Origin of the sequence: Paenibacillus sp. yr247, assembly GCF_900103825.1 — a bacterium.
In the GTDB taxonomy this organism is placed as follows: domain Bacteria; phylum Bacillota; class Bacilli; order Paenibacillales; family NBRC-103111; genus Paenibacillus_E.
In genome coordinates, this window is sequence record NZ_FNIF01000015.1 from 27,014 (window position 1) to 50,174 (window position 23,161).

General features: G+C 43.3%; 23 protein-coding genes. 3 read left to right on the top strand and 20 right to left on the bottom strand.

Translation table 11 applies throughout. The features are described from left to right. From BLT91_RS20625 to BLT91_RS20635, 3 genes are all read right to left on the bottom strand, one after another. On the bottom strand, nucleotides 1-1,525 hold a 1,525-nt coding region (locus tag BLT91_RS20625; protein WP_254777044.1), incomplete at its 3' end, for a hypothetical protein. A gap of 437 nt (nucleotides 1,526-1,962) precedes the next feature. Continuing rightward, on the bottom strand, nucleotides 1,963-2,445 hold the full coding sequence (locus BLT91_RS20630; protein ID WP_090824403.1) for an SRPBCC family protein: 483 nt from the start codon (nucleotides 2,443-2,445) through the stop codon (nucleotides 1,963-1,965). A 4-nt stretch (nucleotides 2,446-2,449) separates the two neighbouring features. After that, on the bottom strand, nucleotides 2,450-2,773 hold the full coding sequence (locus BLT91_RS20635) for an ArsR/SmtB family transcription factor (RefSeq protein WP_090824405.1): 324 nt from the start codon (nucleotides 2,771-2,773) through the stop codon (nucleotides 2,450-2,452). Nucleotides 2,774-2,837: 64 nt separating this feature from the next. Here BLT91_RS20635 and BLT91_RS31795 point away from each other — a divergent pair, with 64 nt between their 5' ends. Beyond that, complete coding sequence (locus BLT91_RS31795) at nucleotides 2,838-3,110, top strand: hypothetical protein (RefSeq protein ID WP_090824407.1); 273 nt, start codon at nucleotides 2,838-2,840, stop codon at nucleotides 3,108-3,110. A gap of 54 nt (nucleotides 3,111-3,164) precedes the next feature. On the opposite strand, the gene dctA is transcribed toward BLT91_RS31795, so the two are convergent. From dctA to BLT91_RS20710, 14 genes are all read right to left on the bottom strand, one after another. Next, nucleotides 3,165-4,448 (bottom strand): C4-dicarboxylate transporter DctA, encoded by a 1,284-nt coding sequence (dctA, locus tag BLT91_RS20645; RefSeq protein WP_090824410.1) that lies wholly within the window; start codon nucleotides 4,446-4,448, stop codon nucleotides 3,165-3,167. Nucleotides 4,449-4,585: 137 nt separating this feature from the next. Continuing rightward, nucleotides 4,586-5,464, bottom strand: a complete 879-nt coding sequence (locus BLT91_RS20650; RefSeq protein WP_090824412.1) for an NAD(P)-dependent oxidoreductase — start codon at nucleotides 5,462-5,464, stop codon at nucleotides 4,586-4,588. Between the two features lie 49 nt (nucleotides 5,465-5,513). Beyond that, a complete protein-coding gene (locus tag BLT91_RS20655; protein ID WP_090824414.1) occupies nucleotides 5,514-5,912 on the bottom strand; it encodes a cupin domain-containing protein in 399 nt (132 codons plus the stop codon). 57 nt (nucleotides 5,913-5,969) lie between these two features. Next, on the bottom strand, nucleotides 5,970-6,959 hold the full coding sequence (locus BLT91_RS20660; RefSeq protein ID WP_254777046.1) for an ABC transporter permease: 990 nt from the start codon (nucleotides 6,957-6,959) through the stop codon (nucleotides 5,970-5,972). 5 nt (nucleotides 6,960-6,964) lie between these two features. Continuing rightward, nucleotides 6,965-8,458: a sugar ABC transporter ATP-binding protein gene (locus tag BLT91_RS20665; protein WP_175532436.1), complete on the bottom strand. Its 1,494-nt coding sequence runs from the start codon at nucleotides 8,456-8,458 to the stop codon at nucleotides 6,965-6,967. Between the two features lie 37 nt (nucleotides 8,459-8,495). Further along, on the bottom strand, nucleotides 8,496-9,488 hold the full coding sequence (locus BLT91_RS20670) for a sugar ABC transporter substrate-binding protein (RefSeq protein ID WP_090824416.1): 993 nt from the start codon (nucleotides 9,486-9,488) through the stop codon (nucleotides 8,496-8,498). A gap of 22 nt (nucleotides 9,489-9,510) precedes the next feature. After that, nucleotides 9,511-10,938: an NAD-dependent succinate-semialdehyde dehydrogenase gene (locus BLT91_RS20675; RefSeq protein ID WP_090824418.1), complete on the bottom strand. Its 1,428-nt coding sequence runs from the start codon at nucleotides 10,936-10,938 to the stop codon at nucleotides 9,511-9,513. 46 nt (nucleotides 10,939-10,984) lie between these two features. Further along, entirely contained in the window at nucleotides 10,985-12,370 is a 1,386-nt protein-coding gene (gene lpdA, locus BLT91_RS20680; protein ID WP_090824420.1) for a dihydrolipoyl dehydrogenase, read from the bottom strand. A 13-nt stretch (nucleotides 12,371-12,383) separates the two neighbouring features. Next, nucleotides 12,384-13,691 carry a 2-oxo acid dehydrogenase subunit E2 gene (locus BLT91_RS20685; protein ID WP_090824422.1) on the bottom strand — a complete coding sequence of 436 codons (1,308 nt, stop codon included), beginning with the start codon at nucleotides 13,689-13,691 and terminating at the stop codon, nucleotides 12,384-12,386. A gap of 16 nt (nucleotides 13,692-13,707) precedes the next feature. Further along, complete coding sequence (locus BLT91_RS20690; RefSeq protein ID WP_090824424.1) at nucleotides 13,708-14,691, bottom strand: alpha-ketoacid dehydrogenase subunit beta; 984 nt, start codon at nucleotides 14,689-14,691, stop codon at nucleotides 13,708-13,710. A 33-nt stretch (nucleotides 14,692-14,724) separates the two neighbouring features. Next, entirely contained in the window at nucleotides 14,725-15,717 is a 993-nt protein-coding gene (locus BLT91_RS20695; protein ID WP_090824426.1) for a thiamine pyrophosphate-dependent dehydrogenase E1 component subunit alpha, read from the bottom strand. A 38-nt stretch (nucleotides 15,718-15,755) separates the two neighbouring features. Then, nucleotides 15,756-16,838, bottom strand: a complete 1,083-nt coding sequence (locus tag BLT91_RS20700) for a tartrate dehydrogenase (protein WP_090824428.1) — start codon at nucleotides 16,836-16,838, stop codon at nucleotides 15,756-15,758. A 20-nt stretch (nucleotides 16,839-16,858) separates the two neighbouring features. Further along, nucleotides 16,859-18,070 (bottom strand): M24 family metallopeptidase, encoded by a 1,212-nt coding sequence (locus BLT91_RS20705; RefSeq protein WP_090824430.1) that lies wholly within the window; start codon nucleotides 18,068-18,070, stop codon nucleotides 16,859-16,861. A 128-nt stretch (nucleotides 18,071-18,198) separates the two neighbouring features. Next, nucleotides 18,199-18,855: a GntR family transcriptional regulator gene (locus BLT91_RS20710; protein WP_141225045.1), complete on the bottom strand. Its 657-nt coding sequence runs from the start codon at nucleotides 18,853-18,855 to the stop codon at nucleotides 18,199-18,201. 268 nt (nucleotides 18,856-19,123) lie between these two features. Between BLT91_RS20710 and BLT91_RS20715 the strand changes: the two genes are divergently transcribed. After that, nucleotides 19,124-19,537 (top strand): CBS domain-containing protein, encoded by a 414-nt coding sequence (locus BLT91_RS20715; protein ID WP_090824433.1) that lies wholly within the window; start codon nucleotides 19,124-19,126, stop codon nucleotides 19,535-19,537. 441 nt (nucleotides 19,538-19,978) lie between these two features. Here the strand turns inward: BLT91_RS20715 and BLT91_RS20720 are convergent, their stop codons facing one another. Next, the gene (locus BLT91_RS20720) at nucleotides 19,979-20,398 is read right to left on the bottom strand and encodes a GTP pyrophosphokinase (RefSeq protein ID WP_090824435.1); all 420 of its coding nucleotides are present in this window, start codon (nucleotides 20,396-20,398) and stop codon (nucleotides 19,979-19,981) included. Nucleotides 20,399-20,512: 114 nt separating this feature from the next. Beyond that, nucleotides 20,513-21,424, bottom strand: a complete 912-nt coding sequence (locus tag BLT91_RS20725; protein ID WP_090824437.1) for a YVTN family beta-propeller repeat protein — start codon at nucleotides 21,422-21,424, stop codon at nucleotides 20,513-20,515. 218 nt (nucleotides 21,425-21,642) lie between these two features. Between BLT91_RS20725 and BLT91_RS20730 the strand changes: the two genes are divergently transcribed. Beyond that, nucleotides 21,643-21,894, top strand: coding sequence for a hypothetical protein (locus BLT91_RS20730; protein ID WP_368086837.1), 252 nt, complete (start codon nucleotides 21,643-21,645; stop codon nucleotides 21,892-21,894). Nucleotides 21,895-21,941: 47 nt separating this feature from the next. On the opposite strand, the gene BLT91_RS20735 is transcribed toward BLT91_RS20730, so the two are convergent. After that, nucleotides 21,942-23,123 (bottom strand): oxalate decarboxylase family bicupin, encoded by a 1,182-nt coding sequence (locus BLT91_RS20735; protein ID WP_090824439.1) that lies wholly within the window; start codon nucleotides 23,121-23,123, stop codon nucleotides 21,942-21,944. Between the last annotated feature and the right edge of the window lie 38 nt (nucleotides 23,124-23,161).

The following is a 23,161-nucleotide window of genomic DNA, read 5'->3' on the forward strand; positions in this document are numbered from 1 at the left end:
TGGCAATAAGTATTTCACCTTTGAGATCTTGCTCCGAAGATTCATTTACTTTTTGCTGAACCGTTTGGATCACATTCTGCAGCCCTTTTACTTCTACAGAAACACCCTCAAATTGTTTGTGTAGTAATTCTATTGTCGCAGCAACTTCATTTCTGATGTCCTGTTCGAACAGCTCAGCTACCTTTTTGATGAGAATCTGGATTACGCTGCGCAGTTCCGTTAATTCTTCAGAAATGGCGTCATATCGTTTGACTAGTGATCCTGCTGTGGCATTCATTTCACTTCGGATTTCTTGTTCCAACACTTCGGTTACCTTTTCCGTGTGAAGATGAATCACATTACCTAGTTCCTTTATATCCTCAGAAACGCCTTCATAACGTTGGTTCAGTAACTCCGTTGTGGCAGTAAGTATTTCACCTTTGAGATCTTGCTCTGAAACTTCAATTACCTTTTGCTGAACAGTTTGGATCACATTCTGCAGCTTTGTTACTTCTACAAAAACACCCTCTATTTGGCTGTTCAGTAATTCTATTGGGGCAGCAACTTCACTTCTGATGTCTTGTTCGAACTCCTCAGCTTCCTTTTGGGTGAGTATCTGAATCACGTTACGCAGTTCCGCTACTTCTTCAGAAATGGCGTCATATCGTTTGATCAGTGATATTGCAGTGGCATTCATTTCACTTCGGATTTCTTTTTCCAACTCTCTGGTTACTTTTTGCGTGTGGAGTTGAATCACATTGCATAGTTCCTTTACATCCTCCGAAATGCCTTCATAACGTTGGTTCAGTAACTCCGTTGTGGCAGTAAGTATTTCACTTTTGAGATCTTGCTCCGAAACCTCAGCTTCCTTTCGGGTGAGAAACTGGATCACGTTACGCAGTTCCGTTACTTCTTCCAAAACACCGTTATAACGGTTGTTCAGTGTTTCAACAATGGCTGTAATCCTTTCACCTTTAATTGCTTGTTCCGAAATTTCGAAAACCTTTTGCGTAAGAGTATGGATTATTTTAGAAAGTTCCGTGACTTCATTAGTTAACTGAACGAACTGAGAGTTGGAGTGATCCACACTAGGTGATACCAGCCTAGCACCTACTGTTGACGATATACCAACCATTTGATTCAGGTCGTTTATATGCTCCTTTACCTCCCTTGGAGCTCTATTCTCTTCTATTTTTTGCTTGAGGAGCTGTACCATGTTGCGTAATTCCATTGTTTCTTTACTTAACTGCAAGTTGGAGCTGTTTACAGCTGAAGGTAAGGGTGATTTGTTTACGGCAAGAGGTAAATTCGAGTCAGGAACAATAGTAGGTGTAGGAGGTAAAGGCTTTTCTTCCTTATTTAGTGCGATAATTGCCTTCTCGCGCATTTCCTGTAAGTGTTCTTTTATTAACTTAAGTGGTTTATTGGCATCTTTCATATTGGAAATGATCTGAAAAATTTCGATGGCTTCTTCGGTGTACCTGAGGTATCCACCAACAGCTATGGTCGGAAGAAATTCGCGAAAATGATTTGACCATTCAACCACAGTTGTTCGCGATTTTCCAATTTTACCGGCGATCTCGACGATCTTATATGACCTTTTCATTGTTATCTATCGTCATCCTTTCTTCTTATTTCCATTAGGCTTAGGCATTAGCTACATCATATTATTCAGGACATTAAACAATTGACAATGAATGAGGGGAAATAGTTATCACACAAAAAAGAGGAACCCACCCTAAGCAGTTTCCTCTGTACATGTCTTTTTGAACATCCATAATGTTCCGCTTTTGCTTTTTATATCAATGGATCATGTGCTCGAATGAGAGCTTTTAGGTTCCTCTCACTTATCCCGTTTTGCATGAAGTTAAATGATTTTTGGCTGCACATATACGGCGGCATTATGACCGAGACATGAAAATAACAAACAGGCATGCTCCTCGGCAGCATGCCTGTTTGTTATTTTCGTGTAATTTTAAGCTTCTATTGTAACTGGTTGACTGCTACAACGTACTTCTCATGCCATTTTTCCCATTCACCTTTTGGAAAGTCCATAAAATGGCCATCCAATAAAGCAGAAAAAACATCGAGGCATACATGCCATCCTGATAAATCTTTTGATGTATGATCGGTTAACGTGCTAATAAACTCTTTTAATATTAGTAAACAGCCTTCAGGTTTTGGATATAATTCGAAGCGAACCCGATCGTTACCCCACTTGAATTCTAGGACGGAGTATGGTTCGAAATCGGTAATCTCGATATCAAAAAATGTTCCTGTGCCATCCTTCATATCAAATTTTATAGTTCCACCTATCCGAAGTTCCTCAACTTGGAGATTTGGCATCCATTTTCCGAGCTTATCATTTTCTGTTAAAGCTGCCCAAACTTTCTCTACTGAATGTTTTAATGGACGATCAAATCTAGCGACATAGCCACCCTCAACTTTTTCTATTGATGCTAACATTTTTTTATTCCTCCTCATCTAAAAACTGTTCAAGTGCATCGAGCTTGTTCGACCAGAATCGACGATAAGGCTCTAGCCAATTATCAATTTCTACTAGCGGTTCCGCACGTAAATGGTAAATGTGCTTCTGTGAATCCTTGCTAATTGTCACTAATCCAGCTTCACGCAATATTCGAAGATGCTTAGATACGCCTGGTTGACTCAATTGAGAACGTTCGACAAGCTCCCCAACAGATCTTGGTCGAGTTCTTAGAAGGTCTATTATGTTTCTGCGGTTTGTTTCGGCTATTATCTCGAATAGGTTCGTGGTTCCCTTTTGATTTAGCATGATAATAACCGTCCTGTTTATTTAATTGAGGTTATATTACCATACGGTTATATAATGTTCAAGTATGTCCGATTTAAAAAGTCTTCTTAAAACAGACGGGCAGCATTGGGCGATTGGTGGAGCTGTTGTTTATGCGAAGATGCTGAAAACCATAGGTCTATATACTCCCTATTATTCAGCTATTTTATGTCTGCAACTTTGGCAAAATTTCGAATCTACTTCATTCTCAGTCTGGCAGCTGCTGCAGGTTATTTTATTGGTTTCAGAGATAGATGCCTCTCCTACTCGCTGCTTCGGATGCTCCCTGTTTTACTTTTCCAAAAAAAGACATGGATAAAAACAGCCCCACTCCAATAGAGTAAGGGCTGTGTCCATTATTCAAATAGATATGCTATACCGAGAAAGCATTATCCTCATTCGCAACAGGGAGATTTTTACTTTTCGAGTTATCGAACTGATTCTCGCTCTTTGAAATCACAACCGTTGCGACGGCGTTGCCGATCATGTTGGTGATCGCCCGTGCTTCAGACATAAAGCGATCGACACCGAGGAGCAGGGCCATGCCTTCGATTGGAATAATATGACCCGGAAGGGCAGTTAATAAAGATGCCGTGGCAACGAAAGCAGTACCAGAGACACCAGCCGCTCCCTTAGAGATAACCATCGCTACACCAAGCATTGTCAGCAACTGAGCCCAGTTGAGATCTACACCGAAAGCTTGAGCGATGAACAAGGGAGCCATAACCATATAGAGCGAGCTTCCATCAGGGTTAAAGGAGTATCCCGTTGGAACGACGAGGCCAACAACGGATTTAGCGCAGCCATATTGTTCAAGTCGTTCCATTAAACTTGGCAATGCTGATTCAGAAGAAGATGTTCCTAAGACAAGCAATATTTCTCCTTTAATGAATTTAAGCAGGTTAAAAATGTTAAACCCGAAGTATCGCGCGATCAGCCCAAGAACGATTACGATAAATAAGAACATAGTGATATAGACACAAGCCATCATCTTTCCTAAGGAGAAGAGAGAACCGATTCCGAACTTGCCGATTGTGAATGCCATTGCGCCGCCTGCTGCTAAAGGCGATACGCGCATGATGATGCCAACAATTTTAAAGAAGACATCATTGAGCCTTTCGAGGAGATCAGTTAACGGTTTTGACCTTTCCTTCAATGGCAGAAGGGCAAAAGCGAACAAAAGTGCGAAAAATAATACAGGAAGCATGTCGCCTTTTGCAAACGCGCCGATAACATTGTCAGGAACAATATTCACGAGGAAATCAATCCAACCTTGCGAGGCATCATTTGCTTGTTTCGTAATCTTGGCTACATCCGCAGCAGCCTTGCCTAACTGGCTGGTATCCATACCTTTGCCAGGCTGAACGAAGTACATGACGGAGACGCCAATAATCATGGCAAGTGTTGTTACAAGTTCAAAATAAAGCAGCGCCTTTCCACCGATGCGGCCGACCTTTTTTAAGCTGCCCATGTTGTTTATGCCTATGACAATAGTGAGGAATACAATGGGGACGATAACCATTTTAATTAATTTAATGAACACATCGGCAAGCACTTTCAGTTGTACACCAAATGCAGGGAAAATCTGTCCAATAAAAACACCGATAATGATAGCAATAATTACTTGTACCGTTAAGTTTTTAAGATTGACCCTCATGCTAATCCCTCTTTTCTTATTTTGTAAGTGTTTCACGCCAAAATGAATCCGCTTACATTACTATTTCATAAAAAAGAGGGCATTATGTTCACTCTAAAGTAAAACGATGCCCCCTCATGCTGCTCCTCAGGTTGATCCTAGTCTAATCCAGCGTCCGATTCGAGTGATTTAATTAGGGCTGCCCATTCCAGATCACCCCAACCGCGTGAAATCCCCTCCAAAAAGTGGTTTCGTACTAAATCAGCAATTGGCAGTGGCGTAGACACAGCCTCCGCTGCTTGCAGCATAAGCTTTACGTCCTTCAGACCTAGCTTCATTTTGAAACCAGCCGGTTCAAAGAGACGTTCATTGATGATTCTTCCGTAATTTTGATAAATCGGGGAACGGAAAAATGAATTGGCAACCTCTAAGAACTGTCCAGGATCTACGCCATGCTTACGTACGAGCACCAAAGCTTCTGATAGTGCCTCAAGCATGGCGATAATGAGGAAGTTATTCGCGAGCTTGACGACATTGGCCATTTGAACCTCATCTCCGACTACGAAGATATTTTTTCCTAACGCCTCCAAAACCGGCCAAACTTTCTCACGCGCTTTTGCCGGACCGGCTACCATAACGCGAAGTTCAGCCGCTTCCGCTGCATCCGGACGGCCCAAAACGTTAGCGGAAACGCACTGTTGACCGTGAGCTTGATGAGCTTCGGCCATCCGCTTCGCTAGATCAATGCTGATCGTGCTTGTAGATACATGAATCCCTCCTTCTGGCAAGCCCTCCAATAGCCCATTTGCGCCAAAAACAACTTCTTCTGCAGCGGTATCGTCCGCTAGCATACTAAGAACAATCCCTGCTTCACGAGCCACTTCAGCAGGCGTCGCGCAAAACTTAGCGCCTTGCAGGATCAAAGGATCAGCCTTGGACGCTGTGCGATTATAAACCACCAGTTCGTGTCCTGCTTTAAGAATGTTTTGAGCCATGGGAAACCCCATGTTACCTAGACCTACGAATCCTACTTTCATTTTCATCTCTCCTTCAAAAAATTTAGATTAGAAATATTAAATAACTGTACTAATCAACCTGCACATAACCAGCTTTCTTTAAAGAAGGAGCACCGCCATAAAGCCATACGGTTTCCATTTCTTCTGTCGGATGTGTATTTTTGAAATAATGTCTTTCACCTTTTGGAACAAACAGCAAATCTCCTGGACCAATTTCAAATTGCTCGTCACCGCTGATCGCGATTCCATGTCCGCGGATAACATACAGAATCTCTTCCGCATTCGGATGCGCATGGAGCTCATGAGCACCTCCTCCAGGACCGAATATGGTGTGTCCGAAAGTGGTATATTGAGATCCCATCGTATCTTCGGTACATACCCACTTAACTTCCATCCGGACCCAACCCTCTTCGGTCTTAAGTGATTTGTCTGGGGTAACCTCGCTGATATTGATTTTACGAACTGTCATCCTGCTCACCCTGCCTTTCCCTAAGATATAATTAGATCATTTTTAAGAATTTCCATCCTATTTAGCACGATTTCGGAAACGGTCAATGAGAACGGCAATAATAATAATTGCGCCAATGACCACTTGCTTCCAAAAGGAAGATACATCCATTAAATTTAGGCCGTTGCTTATGATGCCGATCAGTAAGGCACCATATAAGGTACCCCATACCCCACCGACACCCCCCATTAAACTGGCCCCACCGATCACGGCAGCTGCAATAGCATTTAACTCGTAACCTTCAGCTGCAGTTGGTAGAGCGGTAAATAATTTGGATGTCAGTAAAATGGCTGTTAGACCTGCTAAAGCACCGGCTGCTGTATAAACAACCCACTGAACCCGATCCACTCGAATTCCAGACAATCGCGAAGTTTCCTCACCCCCCCCAATGGCGTATAAATATCTGCCCATCCAAGTTTTCTTAAGAATGAAATGAACGATGATAAACAATACCATGATGATTGAAACTGGCGTTGGAATACCTAAAACATTTCCGCTCCCTATAAATTGATAGGAAGTATTACTAATCGCAATCGAATTTCCAGATGTGATAACCAAGGCTAACCCTTTGGCAATACCCATCATTCCTAACGTTGCGATAAATGGAGACAATCTAGTCTTAGCGACCAACAAGCCATTCACCGCGCCGCAAACAGCGCCAGTCGCAATTCCTACTAGAATGGCAATAAAAATATTTCCGCCATGTAAGAGATAGAGTGCAGTGACAATACCTGCTAATCCTACAACAGAGCCCGCCGATAGATCGATCCCCCCAGTAATGATTACCAATAACGCTGCCAGTGCTAAAATAAAGTTCTCCGAAATTTGTTGGGCAACGTTTAATAAATTGGAAATCGTTAAAAAGTTAGGTGTCATCAAGCTGATAACCGTACAAAACAACACTAAAGCAACAAATACAGAGTACTTCCGCAAAATTTGCAGTAAAAGGCTGGACTTAAGCCACCGCCGATTTGCTACTTTTTGAAAATGGGGCTTAGAAATGTTCAATTCTTTTACCTCCCCATCATGAAGCTTAAAACTTTTTCAGAATCTGCCTCATCCTTCTCAATAATTGCTGTCACTTTCCCCTGGTGCATAACAAGAATCCTATCGCTCATTCCCATAATCTCAGGCAATTCGGAAGAAATCATAATAACAGAAGCCCCTTGTTTCGCTAATTCTATTATGCAGTCGTACACTTCGGCTTTGGCGCCAACATCTATGCCACGCGTGGGTTCGTCGAAAATGAACACTTTAGCTCTCGCACATAACCATTTAGCCAAAACCACTTTTTGTTGATTCCCACCACTTAGATTTATCGTCTTAAAGTGCACATCGGGTGTTTTAATTTGCAGTCTTGTCTTAAATTCTTCCGCCAATCGCTTTTCCTTTGTTTTATCAACAACTCCAATTGAGGATATGTATTTTAAGATAGGCAACGTAATATTTTCCTTGATGCCCATTCCAAGTAGAAGCCCCTGCCCTTTTCTATCCTCCGGGATCAACGCAATGCCATGGTGTATGGCCTCGCTAGGATGACGAATCCTGGTTTTTTTTCCGTTCAAGTAAATCTCTCCGGAATCAATCGGATCCGCTCCATAAATAGCCCTCACAAGCTCCGTTCTCCCCGCTCCAACTAAGCCTGCGATGCCGAGTATTTCTCCTTTCTTCAAGGAAAAAGTGATATCATGAAGCTTTCCTTGGCGAGAAAGATTTCGGACATAAAGCACCTCTTGCCCCTTTTCACTAGAGTTGCCTGGGAATCTTTCTTTGATTTCTTTACCAACCATTGCTTTAATCAGCATATTTTCATCCACATTTTGCAATGCGTTTTCGAGAACTACCCGGCCTCCTCGGAGGATCGTAATCCGATCCCCGATCTTCCAAAGCTCTTCGATCCGATGCGAAATAAAAATAATTCCTTTACCCTTACTCTTTAAATTCCGTATGACAGAAAACAATCTTTCGACTTCTTGTTTGGATAACGAAGATGTTGGCTCATCCATCACTAGGATGTCCGGATCTGCTAATAATGCCTTCGCAATTTCAATCATTTGCCGGTCTGCGAGAGGCAAATCCTGTACTTTAGCATCGGGACTCACATGAATCCCCAGGTCTTCTAAAATTCTTTTGGTTTTCAGAACCATTTCCCTGAATCGAACAGTTCCCAAAAACCGATTAGCCAGAGGCATTTTCCCCAAGAATACGTTCTCTGTCACAGTTAAGTTTGGTAGTAAATTTAGCTCCTGATAGATCGTGAAAATACCTAGTTTTCCTGCTTTGATGGGATTTAACCCAGTGACTTCCCCACCTTTAACCCATATTTTTCCGCTGGTGCACTGGTATGCCCCCGAGAGGATTTTTAATAACGTGGATTTGCCGGCTCCATTTTCCCCCATCAACACATGCACTTCACCAGCGCGGACAGTAAAGTTGACATCCTCCAACGCTTTTACTCCGGGGAATTCCTTCGAAATGCCTGCCATACGCAGAAGGACTGAAGACATCGAACCACCTCTGTGTGAAAATGTTTAGTCCCGGTGATTATTTCAAAAATTCATCTACATTTTTAGCTGTTACAATTTCCGTGGTCACCATTTGAGTCGCTTCCACCACGTTTCCCTTCAATGCTTCAAGAGCTGTTTTGACACTGAGATAGCCTTCTTTATCAGGATGATTGCTGATGGTAGCCAGCATTTCGCCCTTTTTAACGGCTTGCAGGGCGAGTGGCGTAGCATTAAACCCGACTACCCGAATTTTCCCTGACTTTCCGGCGTTCTGTATGGCTCGTATAGCCCCTAAAGCCATTTCATCATTAGATCCAATAATAAAGTCAATGTCAGGGTGCGCCTGAATCATATTTTGGGTCACGGTAAATCCTTGATCCTGAGAATAGTTGGCGGTCTGGGATGCTACCACCTTAATGCCTGGTTCTTTATCGAGAGCCTTGTGATATCCCTGAAGTCTTTCTTCTGTGGTTGACTGCCCACGTGATCCTTCAAGAATACCGACTTCTCCTTTGCCATGAAGAGCATCTACTACAAATTTGCCCATTTCAGCAGCTGTACTCAGATTCTCATAGCCGATAAAAGAAACGATCTTACCTCCGTTCGCTCGCGTATCGACGATCACAACCGGAATTCCATTTGCATTGGCTTTATCAATCGCGGGTACAATGGCTTCCGGTCCGATCGGTGCGATAACAATTGCGCTCACATGCTGCTGGTTCAAGTCCTGTACGATGTTGAGCTGAGCCGCAACATCCGTAGAATTTTGTCCCGCCTTCCAAACAAGCTTCACGCCCAGTTCATCTGCCGCTTTTTGAGCCCCTTTATTCATGAGCTGGAAGTAAGGATTATCCATCGTTTTTACCACAAAACCGATCGTAATCTCTTTGGATGCCGCTTTGGGTGATTCTTTAGCTTGACTTATTACAGGAGTCGCTTGATGGTTCCCACATCCTGCAAAAATCAATGTACTTGTTAGAACAAGAAGTAAAGCTGCGTATTTATTGCGGTTCAAAGCATTTTTTTTCAATTGCCATCCCCCCGCTCACTATTTACAAGCCAATTGAAACATACTTGGTCTCTAAAAATGCTTCCAAGCCTTCGATCCCGCCTTCACGTCCTAAACCACTCTCCTTCATCCCGCCAAAAGGTGCTTGAGCTGCCGAAGGAAGTCCGTCATTCCAACCGATAATACCAAAATCCAACTGATGAATGACTTTCATACCCAGACTATGGCTCTCGGTAAAAACATAGGCAGCTAAACCGTACGGAGTTAGATTTGCATATGCTATGGCCTCTTCGACAGTTGAAACTTTTTGGATTGGAAGTACGGGACCGAAAGTTTCTTCATTCATGATCAGCATTTCCTGTGTCACATCAGACAAGACGGTAGGCGCATAGTAGTACGCATCTTCTTGTACTTCTATCCTTCTCCCGCCAACCCAACATTTAGCACCTAATCTTGTTGCATTATGTACATGCTCATCGACCTTCAGGAAGCCATTCTTATCGATAAGCGGGCCAATATCTACCCCTTCGTCCATGCCGTTTCCAACCTTAAGCTGCTGCGTTTCATTGATCAGTTTCTCAAGAAATTGAATATAAATGCCTTCCTGCACATAGACACGGTTTCCGCAAATACAAGTTTGACCGCCGTTACGGAATTTGGAAGCGATTACACTCTTCACCGCTTTATCAACATCCGCATCGTCGAGGATCAGAATCGGGGCGTGGCCACCGAGTTCCAAAGAAAGATTTTTTACATGCTGTGCCGCTTGGATCATCAATTCCTTCCCGATCTCGGTAGAGCCGGTAAATGTGACTTTACGAACTTTGGGATTGCTTAAAAATTCCCCGCCAATTTCAGCAGCATTTCCGGTTACGAGATTGACAACCCCCTTCGGAATCCCTGCCTGTTCCGCCAACTTAACCAGCATTATCGCAGTAAGCGGTGTTTGCTTAGCCGGTTTCAAAACAATTGTGCATCCAGCTGCAAGCGCAGGACCCATTTTCCGCGTAATCATAGCTGCTGGGAAATTCCATGGAGTGATTGCAGCAACTACACCTACGGGTGCTTTTAATACAAGCATTTCTTTGCCATCAACATGAGAGGGAATCGTTCTGCCGTAAACGCGCTTGCCTTCTTCAGCGAACCATTTAATGAAGGAAGCGGCATACCGGACTTCTCCCTTCGCTTCCGCCAAAGGTTTCCCCATTTCCAACGTCAAAATACTGGCAATTTCATTCACATTGTCAATAATTAGATGATAGTATTTCTCTAAGTATTCTGAGCGTTCATAGGCTGTCAAGCGGGACCAGGAAGTAAAGGCTGAATGAGCAGCATCAATAGCGTCACGCGTCTCCTTTTTCCCAGCTTTCGGAACCGTCCCTATGATTTGGCTTGTAGCCGGATTATGGACTGGGATTTTATCCAAGCTGGCCCCTGTCCACTGTCCATTGATATAGATAAGCTGGTCCAAGTTCAATTCCTCCATTCAGTAGTAGTTGAAAATGCGAAACGCAGCCTTACATATGAATCCCCACACCTAAGTGAGCATTGGCTCCCTCAAATAATCCCTCTGAGATGGTAGGATGAGGATGAATCATCTTGGCCAGTTCATCTACTGTGCCCTCCAAATAAATAAAGGCGGATGCTTCAGAAATCATTTCCGTCGCGTGAGCGCCTACAATGACGACCCCTAGGAGCTGACCGTAAGTTTTGTCGGCAATTATCTTCATAAAACCATCCGATTCACCTGAAGCCATCGCTTTCCCCGAGTGATTTAACGGGTAGATCGTTTTTTGTACGGAGTAGCCTAATCTCTCCGCTTCACTCTCACTGAGCCCGACACTTGCTATTTCGGGAAATGTGTAGATGCAGCGAGGAACGACCTGATAATTGACAGCTTCCCCAGCATTCAAAATGGCATTGGAGGCAGCTACCAAGCCTTCTGCACTGGCAACATGTGCCAGCTGCAAGCCCCCAATGACATCGCCCACCGCGTAAACATTAGGAATATTCGTCTCCATACGTTCATTTACAGATAAGAATGGACCATTCAGCTTTAACCCCAAATCCGAGATCCCGCTCATGTTGGGTTTTCTTCCGGCCGCCATAAGCACTTCATCAAAGAGATGTTTTTCAATCTTTCCTTCCGGCGTACGAATGGTGATTTCTTTTTTCCCTTGATTGGGCCCAAAGGATTCCACTTGATGACTTGTCAGCAGTCGAACACCTTTCTGTTTCAATGATTTGTGAAGAGCTGCCGCTGCATCTGGATCCTCGCTGGATATAATTCGATCGGCCATTTCAATAATGGTAACTTCCGTTTGAAGATTAGCAAAGATACAAGCCAACTCCACACCGATCACTCCACCGCCAATAATAGCCAGTGACTTGGGGATCTCCGCAATGTCAAATATGGTGTCTGTTGTGTGAATAAAGATTTGATCTGTTCCAGGTATATTCGGAAGAAACGTTTTGGACCCTGTCGCTAAAATGACTTTATCGGCTTGAATCCACTCTTGATGTTCTCCAGATTGTATAAGAATGGATAAGTTCGGATTTACACTACCCATGCCTCGAAAAAGCTGAATATGATTTTCTTTCAACAAATAGGAAATACCATTGCGGAGCTTTTGGATGATTTGTGTTTTTCTCGCTAACATTTTGTTCAAAGAAAATGTCAGGCTGCCTGTCTCGATGCCCCAATCCTTCGCCTTTTTGATATGTTCAATAATTTCAGAATGACGAAGCAGCGTCTTTGAGGGGATGCAGCCTCGGTTTAAACAAGTGCCGCCAAGTTCATCGGCTTCAATTAAGGCTACAGATGCACCTGCCTTTGCTGCACGAATGGCCGCAACATAACCTCCAGGTCCGCCTCCGAGGATAGCTATATCAAATTGCTTCATGCTCTTCATCCCCTTAAAGTAGCAATTCTAAGGGGTTTTCCAAAATCCCCTTAATTTCGGTAAGAAAAGCTGCCGCCGGTGCGCCATCGATAACCCGATGGTCAAAGGACAGACTAAGGGTCATCATCGGACGCAATTCTATAGAACCGTCAACCCCTACCGCTTTATCATGAATTCGTCCCACGCCTAAAATCGCCGATTCAGGCTGGTTAATAATAGGCGTGAAGGAGTCTACGGCATACATGCCCAAATTACTGATTGTAAACGTTCCGCCCGTCATCTGATCTAGACCCAGCTTTTGATCACGAGCAAGTTTCCCTAATGTTTTGGACTCTTCCGTCAAAGCAGCCAGCCCTTTTTTATCCACATCGCGTATGACGGGTACCAGCAAACCATTCGGAACAGCAACTGCGAGTCCAATATGGACATCTCGGTTCAGCATGATATAGTCACCCTGCAAGGAGGCATTAACCATAGGATGGTTGCGCAGCGAATGGGCGACTGCCTTCATGATCATCTCCGTATAAGAAAGCCTGAATCCTGTCCGTTTTTCAATGGAAGGAAGCAGTTGTTCCCGAAGCTTCATCGCTTGCGACATATCCGCCTCAGAAACGAGTGTAACGTGTGGCGCCACGAAAGCGCTTTCCGCCATTCTTCGGCCAACGACCTTACGAATGCCCTCAACACGGACCCTCTCTGCCGATTCACCGATAGGTTTCGCTTCAATGGACTTCGATGTTTCCGGCGATTTCTGCTGCAGGTGAGACTGCACATCTTGGCTCGTAATCTTGCCGTGGATGCCTGTTCCTTTGATCTCATCTACTACCAGCTGCTGGTCTTCTGCCATTTTTCGCGCCAATGGAGTAACTACGATCTTATCCGCCTTGCGGGAGATAAATTTCTCCACATCAGATCGATGAATCCGGCCTAGTGGTCCAGAACCGGTAACTTGCCTTAGGTCCACGTTTCGGTCACTAGCCAATTTTCTTGCCGCTGGCGTCCTGCGTAATTTTCCGGCAGCAGATGGGACCTGTTCCTTGGCTTCCATAATCGATTGTGCTGCGGTTCCCGGAATCCCCTCGCCTTCGTTCCCAATGTATGCAATGACTTGCATGACAGGAACATCCTCATCCTGCTGAAATAGGGTTTTCAGTAGGATGCCGGACACTTCCGCTTCCACTTCAATATTTACTTTATCTGTCATAACTTCGAGGAGTATTTCTCCGTTAATTATCGAATCACCTTCTTTTTTGTGCCACATCAAAATCTTGCCATTTTCCATAGTTGCGCCTAATTTAGGCATCAAAACTTCTGTAGCCACGTTATTCCCTTCCTTCTTACACTCTCAATAAAGTGGATTTTACAGCATGGATAATATCCCCTACTTGAGGCACAGCAAGCTTTTCAAGCTCAACATTGTAAGGTATAGGAATCGGAAGTCCAGCAACGCGCTGAATAGGCGCATCTAGATAATCGAAGGCTTCGCTTTCCTGAATCATGCTGACAATCTCGGCACCATAGCCGCCTCTTTTTACCGCTTCGTGTACGACAACAGCACGCCCTGTCTTTTTCACAGATTCAATAATGGTTTCTTCATCCAAAGGCACTAAAGTACGAGGATCCACAACCTCAACACTGATTCCTTCCAGCTCCAGCAGCTTCGCCGCCTCCAACGCTTTGTGCACCATTATGGAAGTGGCGATAATCGTAACGTCTGTACCTTCACGCTTGATATCAGCTTTACCTAATGGAATTGTGTAAGGCTCTTCTGGAACATCACCTTTCATCCCATACAACAGTTTGTGTTCATAAAAAATGACAGGATTATCATCGTCCATAGCCGCTTTCAACAAGCCTTTAGCATCATACGGAGTTGACGGTTGAATAACCTTTAAACCGGGGATATGGGTCATCCATGCCTCCAGGCTCTGTGAATGCTGAGCAGCTAGTCCCGCTCCGGAACCCCCCGGGGTTCTAACAACGATCGGTACATTTCCTTTTCCACCGAACATATAGCGCAGCTTTGCAGCTTGGTTGACAATCTGATCTGTAGCAATCGTAATAAAATCGGAGAATTGAATTTCCAAAATTGGACGCATACCTGTCATTGCGGCCCCAATGGCACAGCCTGTAATGGCAGATTCCGAAATCGGAGTAACACGGACACGTTCGCTTCCAAATTCTTCAATCATCCCATTGGTTACACCGAAGGCTCCACCATAAACGCCGATGTCCTCACCCAAAATAAAAACAAGTTCATTCGAGCGCATTTCCTGGCTCATAGCTTCCCTAATTGCTTCTTGATATGTCGCTTGTCTCATCCAAATTCCCTTCGCTTTCCAATAAAGATTAGGTTAAGCGTATACATCTTCTTTAAGCGTATCGATATCGGGTGACGGGCTGCTTTCCGCGAAATCAACAGCTGCATCTACTTCAGCTAGCACACTTGCCCGCATGGCTAAATCCTGTTCTTCAGTTAAAAAGCCCTCCTCAATCAACTGCTTCTTGAATAGTAAAATAGGGTCTCTCTGGTTGATCCATTCCTGTTCTTCTTCCCGGGCTCTATATTTCCGTGCATCGCTTTTGGAATGCCCTTTCCAACGGTACGTCTTTGCTTCGATCAAAGTAGGACCAAGCCCACTACGAGCCCTCTTCACAGCTTCATTCGTGACATCCATAATTTCTATTACATTGGAACCGTCCACAACTACGCCAGGGATACCGTAAGATACAGCACGATCGGCAAGATTCTCGATGTTGACCATTTCCTTGATTGGACCGGACATCGCATATCCATTATTTTCACAGAAAAAGATAACCGGTAGTTTCCAAATGGACGCTAGATTCAACGACTCGTGAAAATTCCCTTCGTTAGTTGCTCCATCTCCAAAGAAGCATAGAACCACATAGCCCAGTTCCCTCATCTGAGAAGTAAGTGCTGCTCCTACAGCTAAGGAGTGTCCGCCGGCAACAATCCCATTCGCCCCTAAATTGCCAGTCTCCAAGTCAGCGATATGCATGGAACCTCCTTTCCCTTTGCAATACCCTGTAGACTTACCTAATATTTCTGCCATCATCCGGTTGATATCGGTTCCTTTAGCAATACAATGTCCATGTCCCCGATGTGTGCTGGTAATTTTATCAGCAGGCTCCAACATCGCGCATGCGCCTGCAGCGGTTCCCTCCTGCCCAATGCATAAATGCATCGTCCCGTGGATTTTGCCCCGCATAAACAATTGTTCGACCTTTTCTTCGAAAATACGTATGGTATACATCTTGTATAAAATATCCAGCAGCAATTCTTTTTCGTAAGCTAGAAGCTTTTGTTTCGTTGTCCCTGGCAGCATGAGTTGAACCTCCTTGTTAAGGGATAATCAATAATCGATTATTTTATGGCGAAAGAATGATCTAATAAGGAAACGATTTCATCTCCAACTTCTGTCGTAGTAGCCGTTCCTCCCATATCCTGTGTGAGAACCTCACCACGAACAATCAGTTCTTCCATGGTCTTAATTAATTTATTGCCCCAATCCGAATGACCGAGGAAATCCAGCATTTGGCTTGCGGACCAGACCGATGCGAGTGGATTGGCCGTTTGTTTCCCTGCATGGCGCGGAGCTGATCCATGGATTGGCTCGAACATGGAAGGATATTTCCGCTCAGGATTAATGTTAGCGCCTGCAGCCAGACCCAATCCCCCTGCGATAGCCGCTCCCAAATCGGTTAAAATATCGCCGAATAAATTAGAAGCTACAACAACTTCAAATCTCTTCGGATCTTTTATGAAATACATACTAGCCGCATCAACGAGGTAGGAACTAGTTTTTACATCGGGATATTCCTTGCCCACTTCGTCAAACACCTGATCCCAAAATACCATGGAATAATTCAAGGCATTGCCTTTACTAATGCTGGTTAACGTTTTTCCATGCTTGCGTGCTAGTTCATAAGCATAACGAATGATTCTTTCCGTACCTTTTCGCGAGAAGACACCGGTCTGCAGGACGACCTCTTGCGGGGAATCTTTCATTAACCATTCACCGGCTCCCGCATACTCCCCTTCGCTATTTTCACGGATGACTAACATATCTACCTGCTCCGATTGGACATTATTCAGAGGGCACCGCACACCGTCAAGCAATTTAATAGGTCGTAAATTGACATATTGATCAAAGCCTTTTCTTATTTTGAGCAGCAGCCCCCAAAGAGAAATGTGGTCTGGAACCCCCGGATAACCAACCGCCCCTAAATAAATCGCGTCAAAATCTTTCAGCTGCTCAAGACCGTCGTCATCCATCATTTTCCCATGACCCAGATAATACTCGCATCCCCATGGAAAATAGGTAAAATCAAACTGAAAACTCCCATCCAGTTCGGCTGCTTTATTCAAGACCTTTACACCCTCAGCGATAACTTCCGGACCTATTCCATCACCTGGAATCACTGCGATTCTATACGTTTTTTTCATATCATTCCCTCCCTCTTTAACTAGTAATTCCAAGTAGATAGCAGTTCATTTGCAGGGAAGGTAGTAATCACTTTACAGCCATCCTTGGTAATAACAACCTGCTCTTCGATACGAGCAGCATCGCCTTCTTCACCGTAATAGGTTTCAAGAGCAATGTGCATACCTTCTTGAAGCACTTCAGGCATATCAATTGAATTTTGATGGCTGATAATAGGTTTTGCCCAGTGAGAAACACCTACGCCATGACCGATAAATAAGGCCAATGTTTCGTATTCATTATCATAACCCAGTTGTTTATAATCCGGCCAAAGTTTGGCGATTTCATCCGTGCGGACGCCTGGTTTAATCATTTTGATTGCATCGTATAACCAATCGTATGCTTTCTTATAAACGCGTTTTTGTCTTTCGGTAGGACGACCGCATACGAATGTGCGATAGTAGCACGTTTTGTAGCCGTTAAAATCATTCACAACATCCAAGAAGACCATGTCGCCCGGACGAATGATTCGATCAGAGAAATCGTGCGGATGCGGATTAGCACGATCACCACTGATGACGTTAACGTTGTGAACATTCTCTGCTCCAAGCTCGTATAAACGCTTTCTCATCATAGCATAAACTTCGTTTTCACGAATTCCCGGCTTAATCATATTGAAAACATCCCAGTAAGCACCATCAACCATTGCCGCGGAAATTTCCAGACACTGGATTTCTTCTTTCGTTTTAATGGTTTGGGCATTCAACATCGTTTGCTGACCGTCTACTAAAACCAAACCATTTTTCTGAAGAGCCTGAACGATTGGCACAGTCAAGACATCTACGCCAATAGGCTCTTTTTCCAAGCCATACTCTTTTAGAATGGAAGCGATTTCATTTATGCTGTATTCAATAGTGCCAAGCTCAGGCGGCATCGTGCCTCTCATATCCGTTTTAGCAGGACGAATATCTTTTAACCAAGGGCATAGCGCTTTTCTCGAAGGAACAGCACTGCCGATTTCAAATAAAATCGGATCTTTCCCCTTTGGTAATAAAGCATATCGGCCTAACTTATTATTGGACCATTCGCCTAGTTTCGTACTTGTGATATAACGAATATTATCTGGATCATAGACCAGCAAAGCTCCAAGACCATCCTTTTCCATTTGATCCCTTGTTTTTTGCAATCTGTCTTTGCGAAGCTTATCGTAATCAATTCTCATTTCGTGATCTACTGCCATAGTCCCATATGTCATTGGAAAATCCTCCTTTTATATGTGTTTAACATAGTAAGCTTTTTTGTCCCATTTGTTTTCATTTTCGGGCTACATATAACATCCCCCCTTTCAAAAACCTTCAGTGTATGACCTGACCCCTTGTTCATTTAGATTTCCAAAATCTCAATTAACTCTGTAAAATGGGCATGCATGACCGCTGAAGCCTCTTCCTCATTTCTTTTGCGCAGCGCTTCCAGAATCGGGAGGTGCCGTTCAACAAGCTCCCGTCCGCTCAAAGATTTTAAAACCCGTCCACCAAAATACGTCCATTCCGCTACACTCGCTGCTTTCCACGCTTTCACAAGGATAGTGTTACCTGAAGACTCGATAATAAAGGAATGAAATTCATTATCTAATAGACTTCTCGCTCTGATATCTCCTGATTCTTCCGAGGCTATCATCTTACGATACAGGTCTTCCAATACTTCTAAATTACTGTCAGTCAACCGTTTAATGGCCCCTCGAATCCCATATGATTCTAACTCAGCACGTACCAGATAGGCGTTCTTTAATTCCTCTAGAGTAAAGCTGCGGATGAACGTCCCACGATAAGGGATGGTTTCCAATAAGCCTAACTGCTCAAGATCCCGAATTGCCTCACGCACAGGAGCTTGGCTGACACCTAAGTCTTTGGCAATTTGCGTCTCCACAAGACGTTCGCCAGTTTTGAAATGTCCATTTATGATTAAATCCGTTAAATAATTTTTAATATCCTCGCGTAGAACCTGCCTTTTGAGCAGTGGATTTTGAACTGATTTTTGCAATGTATTAACCCCCACAAGATGAATAGTAAATAATCGATTATCGTTTATGAGTTGATTTTATCTTCTTTAACCAAAATTTGCAATACTTTTCCTTAAAATTTTATATAGATTTTTCAATGCTTGTCCACGTGTGCCATTTATGTACAAAAAGGAAAAAATCAACTTTTAAAGATAAAAACAGATTTTAGCTAAAATAATGGAATAACCATAAAGCAATTGAGTTAAAATACCAAAGATTGATAAAAAATAAGGAGGAATGACAATAACAATGAAAACAGTAAGAGATATTATGACCAAAGATGTGAAAGTGTGTGCACCCCATGATTCCGTAGTAGCTGCAGCAAAACTCATGCGTGATATCAATTGTGGATCTATTCCAGTTTGTGAAGGCAAGAAAGTCGTAGGCATGATCACAGATCGTGATATTGTAATAAGTTGTGTGGCAGCTGGTAAAGATTGCAATACCACTCATTGTCACGATTGTATGACTACGAATGTTATCACTTGCTCACCGGATATGGATGCCCACGAATGTGCTCGTTTAATGTCTGATCATCAAATTCGTCGTATTCCTGTCGTACAAAATGGGGAAATTGTTGGCATTTGTGCTATAGGTGATCTTGCAACGGTACATATTTTTGTTAATGAAGCCGGTGACGCGCTAAGTCGGATATCTCAATAACTTTAAGCGTCTAGATTAATAAAAGATTCAAGAATTAAAAATAGCCCCCCTTGAAAAAAGGTGGGGTTTTCATGTATTCCTTACTTCATTATGCTCAATTTTCTTCTTCGGACGACGAATCCTGACATTTTTTTTGTAACAACGCACCTAAAACGGACATCTTTATCGAACGGTGTAGAAGCGCCATTTTAGAGGGGAGAAGGTATCTTGACTTTTTATTGTATAGGTTGTTGTTGCTTCCATGAGGATGGAGATACTGTCACGACATTTCGGACCGCTTTTCACTTCCTCCCTAACGGGGAGAAAGTTCCGGCAGGTCTTTGCATAGAACATCGGCAGACGATCGTAGTAAATGCCCCCTCTATCGGCCCGGATTCCTTGTTGATTCAAAAACTAGCTGGATAGCGATCCCAGAAAAAGTAAACTCATGTTGATTCGTCATCAGAATTTCAGTTCATCAATTGCTTTCTTATATTTATCAATTCTTACATAGTCTTTATCTGTTAGACTAGTCATTCGACTAATGTCACAGTTATCTTCTAAATCCAAAAGCTTCACATTAGTTGCTATTGGATTTAATTTGATCCTCTTAATAAAACCTTCGTACGTTTCATCAGCTCTCCTTGTAAGACAGTCTAGGGCCTCGATAATATTCAAGCTAAATCCTTCATTTTTCAAGTCAAACAATGTCACATCCGAATCCTCTAAAACGTCATGTAATACTGCTACTATTGACTCCTCTGTTGTTTTCGCTTTACTGGCTATTCTTATCGGATGTAATATGTATGGATTTCCTCCCTTATCTGTTTGACCCTCATGTGCTTTCGCGGCTATAAGAATGGCTTTAGTTAATGTACTCATATCTACACCTTCTCATCAAACTTATAAATGTTTTCTATATATTATACATGACATTAATGTACTAAGGCTGCACGCGGCAGCCTCAATGTTAGTTTTTACATCAGCCATAGGCGGTTAAATAGGGATAATGGCCAGCCCGGAGGCTGCATTTCCTACTGTTATTGTGTCTATGACCTTATTATCCTTGATTCTTATAACAGAAACTGTATTTTCTCCAAAGTTAGCTACATACGCATTTTTGCCATTTTGTGTAATGGCTACGATACCGGGTTTATTCCCCACCGGAATGGTAGCTATTACCTTGTTATTTTTAAGTTTAATGACTGAAACTGTGTTATCTCCTTCATTACCTACGTAGGCAAATTTATTGTTAGGGGTTATGGCTATGCCAACCGGCGTTCGACCAACTTGTATCTTTTTAATGATCCTTCTGCTATGAGTACCGATGACCAGAACATTGGTATCCGTGGTGACATAAGCAAATTTGCGATTCGTCGTGAAAGCAATTTGATCCGGACCGACTCCGGCGGCGATCGTATCAATAACCTTATTGCGTTTCACATCAAAAATAGAAATCGTATTGCTGTCGTTATTGCTTACAAATCCTAAAGTTCTTTTGCCTGACTTCTTAGGTGTAATGGTTACGCCTACCGGGTTTTCGCCGACCTTTATCGTATCAACGACCTTTTTTTTCTTTATACTTATAACTGAAACTGTATCGTCGGCCGCATTTGTAACATAGACGAACTTTTGCGATGTCCCTACATCCGATGGACGGTTCCCGACCTGGATGGTGCGGATAACTTTTTTCGTTTTTCTTTTGATTACTTGAGTGGTGTTATCGGATTTATTAACAACATAAGCAAACTTCCCATCAGGTGTTACAGCGATTTCAAAAGGTCCTCTACCAGTCTTGATTGTAGCCTTGATCTTTCTTGTTCGGGTATCAATCACCGAAACGGTATCGTCGTCGAAATTCGTCACATACGCGGAATGAAAAGACGGTGTTTGTTTACATGTGGTCACTAGAAAGCTCCTCCTTATTTTTTCTGGCTTAATCTAAGCTATTACTTTGCTAAAAGGAGTGGAACGGCCATTTCATGATTTTTGACCTAGAACAAAACAAAAGAGATCCTCACGAATACACGGAGCACCTCTACTTTTTAATAGTTGTATTTAACACACACTTATTCTATTGGACGGACATATACTAGATTAGTAAAGCTAGAAAGGAGGTCTTCATTTTGAAACGTGCTGATTCATATTTGATTTGTAAAAAGTACCTCAATCGAGAAGTCATGATAAAAACGGCACATGGCGATTACAGAGGAACCATTGTGAAAGTGGACAGGAATAAGGTCTATCTAAAAACGACGAAAAATGGAAAGAATGCGCAAATCTCGTTTCTGCCTTTTATCATACCACTAGTTCTCTTTGATTTATTAGCTATCTTGCTTTTGGATACAAGGCCTTTTTTCCCATTCAGACCATTCTGATAAAGTGCAAAAACCCCATCCATTCCTGTGATGAGGTTTTATTTCTACTAGTAGGAAAACCCCGGATACTTGACGACTGGCCATTCCTCCTTGCGCAGCGCATCCAATAATTCTGGCCCAACATGCAAATTGTCTCTAACCAGATCGCGAGGGGTAAGCGCCATCCATTGGTTTAACGACACATCAACAAATCGGTCGCTCTTGAACATTTCCAAAAACCATAAAGTTTGGTTACCGGTATTCTGAATATAATGCCCAGCAGCAAATGGTACATAGCCGACATCACCAGCTCTATAATCAAATGTCCGGGCTATGCCATTGCCAGCAAATACCGTCATGCGGCCCTGTCCGGTAAGGTAATACTGCCACTCATCGTTATTCGGATGCCAATGTAGTTCTCTCATTGCGCCTGGTTCAATTTCAACAAGCGCCGCAGCAATTGTTTTAGATATAGGAAAATTAGATGAGTCTACGATTCGTACACTTCCACCAGGTGTTTTAATTGGTGTTTGCGCTAGCAGCTGATGCTTAAAGCTTTGGGGAATGGTTCCGTAAGGGGATTGTACCTTCTCACTTTCCAGCGGTCCGGGAACCTTGTCTTGATAGATGTAGACCTGTCCTGAAGGAATGTTGTTAAAGGCACTCACTGGTACTCCGAAATTAGCAGACAACACATCTTTTGGAGTATGTGCAAACCAATCGGAGATGGATAAGGTGCTAAGGTCAGAAAAGTTACCATCATCGAAGACGAGCAGGAATTCACAATGTTCCAACCCCTGAATGGAATGTGGGAGTCCAGGGGGAAAGTACCAAAGGTCGCCCGGGCCTACGTCAGCAATGAAATTTCGCCCCATATGGTCGATTGACGTAATTCGCGCCCGACCTAATATCATGTAGGCCCATTCCGCCTGTTGATGCCAATGCAATTCCCGAACACCGCCGGGTGTCAAGCTCATATTTACACCTGCAAGCGTTGTCGCAATGGGTAGTTCCCTGACGGTGATTTCCCGTGACCACCCCCCGTGATTTAATGTCATAGAAGTATCTGAGAATGAAAATTTCATGTTAGGGAGCAAGCCAGAATCCGTTACTGGTGGAACTAGCATGTCGGGGTTTTCAATATCCCGCATAATATTCCGGGGACCGGTATCAATCCCACCGGCGCCGTCATTTCGGATGGGCTGTGGCACATTTCCGTACATACCTTGATTCCGTTTCGGATTTTCCATTTCATAGACTCCTTTCAATAGATGGCATATCTTTTTTG

What these genes read in the sequence shown, in the direction of transcription:
- BLT91_RS20715 (WP_090824433.1), top strand. Translation starts at nt 19,124, where the DNA reads ATGAAAACAGTAAGAGATATTATGACCAAAGATGTGAAAGTGTGTGCA.
- BLT91_RS20655 (WP_090824414.1), bottom strand. Translation starts at nt 5,912, where the DNA reads ATGACAGTTCGTAAAATCAATATCAGCGAGGTTACCCCAGACAAATCA.
- BLT91_RS20695 (WP_090824426.1), bottom strand. Translation starts at nt 15,717, where the DNA reads ATGCTGCCAGGGACAACGAAACAAAAGCTTCTAGCTTACGAAAAAGAA.
- BLT91_RS20690 (WP_090824424.1), bottom strand. Translation starts at nt 14,691, where the DNA reads ATGAGACAAGCGACATATCAAGAAGCAATTAGGGAAGCTATGAGCCAG.
- BLT91_RS20705 (WP_090824430.1), bottom strand. Translation starts at nt 18,070, where the DNA reads ATGACATATGGGACTATGGCAGTAGATCACGAAATGAGAATTGATTAC.
- dctA (WP_090824410.1), bottom strand. Translation starts at nt 4,448, where the DNA reads ATGAGGGTCAATCTTAAAAACTTAACGGTACAAGTAATTATTGCTATC.
- BLT91_RS20665 (WP_175532436.1), bottom strand. Translation starts at nt 8,458, where the DNA reads ATGTCTTCAGTCCTTCTGCGTATGGCAGGCATTTCGAAGGAATTCCCC.
- BLT91_RS20630 (WP_090824403.1), bottom strand. Translation starts at nt 2,445, where the DNA reads ATGTTAGCATCAATAGAAAAAGTTGAGGGTGGCTATGTCGCTAGATTT.
- lpdA (WP_090824420.1), bottom strand. Translation starts at nt 12,370, where the DNA reads ATGAAGCAATTTGATATAGCTATCCTCGGAGGCGGACCTGGAGGTTAT.
- BLT91_RS20735 (WP_090824439.1), bottom strand. Translation starts at nt 23,123, where the DNA reads ATGGAAAATCCGAAACGGAATCAAGGTATGTACGGAAATGTGCCACAG.
- BLT91_RS31795 (WP_090824407.1), top strand. Translation starts at nt 2,838, where the DNA reads ATGTCCGATTTAAAAAGTCTTCTTAAAACAGACGGGCAGCATTGGGCG.
- BLT91_RS20700 (WP_090824428.1), bottom strand. Translation starts at nt 16,838, where the DNA reads ATGAAAAAAACGTATAGAATCGCAGTGATTCCAGGTGATGGAATAGGT.
- BLT91_RS20720 (WP_090824435.1), bottom strand. Translation starts at nt 20,398, where the DNA reads ATGAGTACATTAACTAAAGCCATTCTTATAGCCGCGAAAGCACATGAG.
- BLT91_RS20635 (WP_090824405.1), bottom strand. Translation starts at nt 2,773, where the DNA reads ATGCTAAATCAAAAGGGAACCACGAACCTATTCGAGATAATAGCCGAA.
- BLT91_RS20650 (WP_090824412.1), bottom strand. Translation starts at nt 5,464, where the DNA reads ATGAAAGTAGGATTCGTAGGTCTAGGTAACATGGGGTTTCCCATGGCT.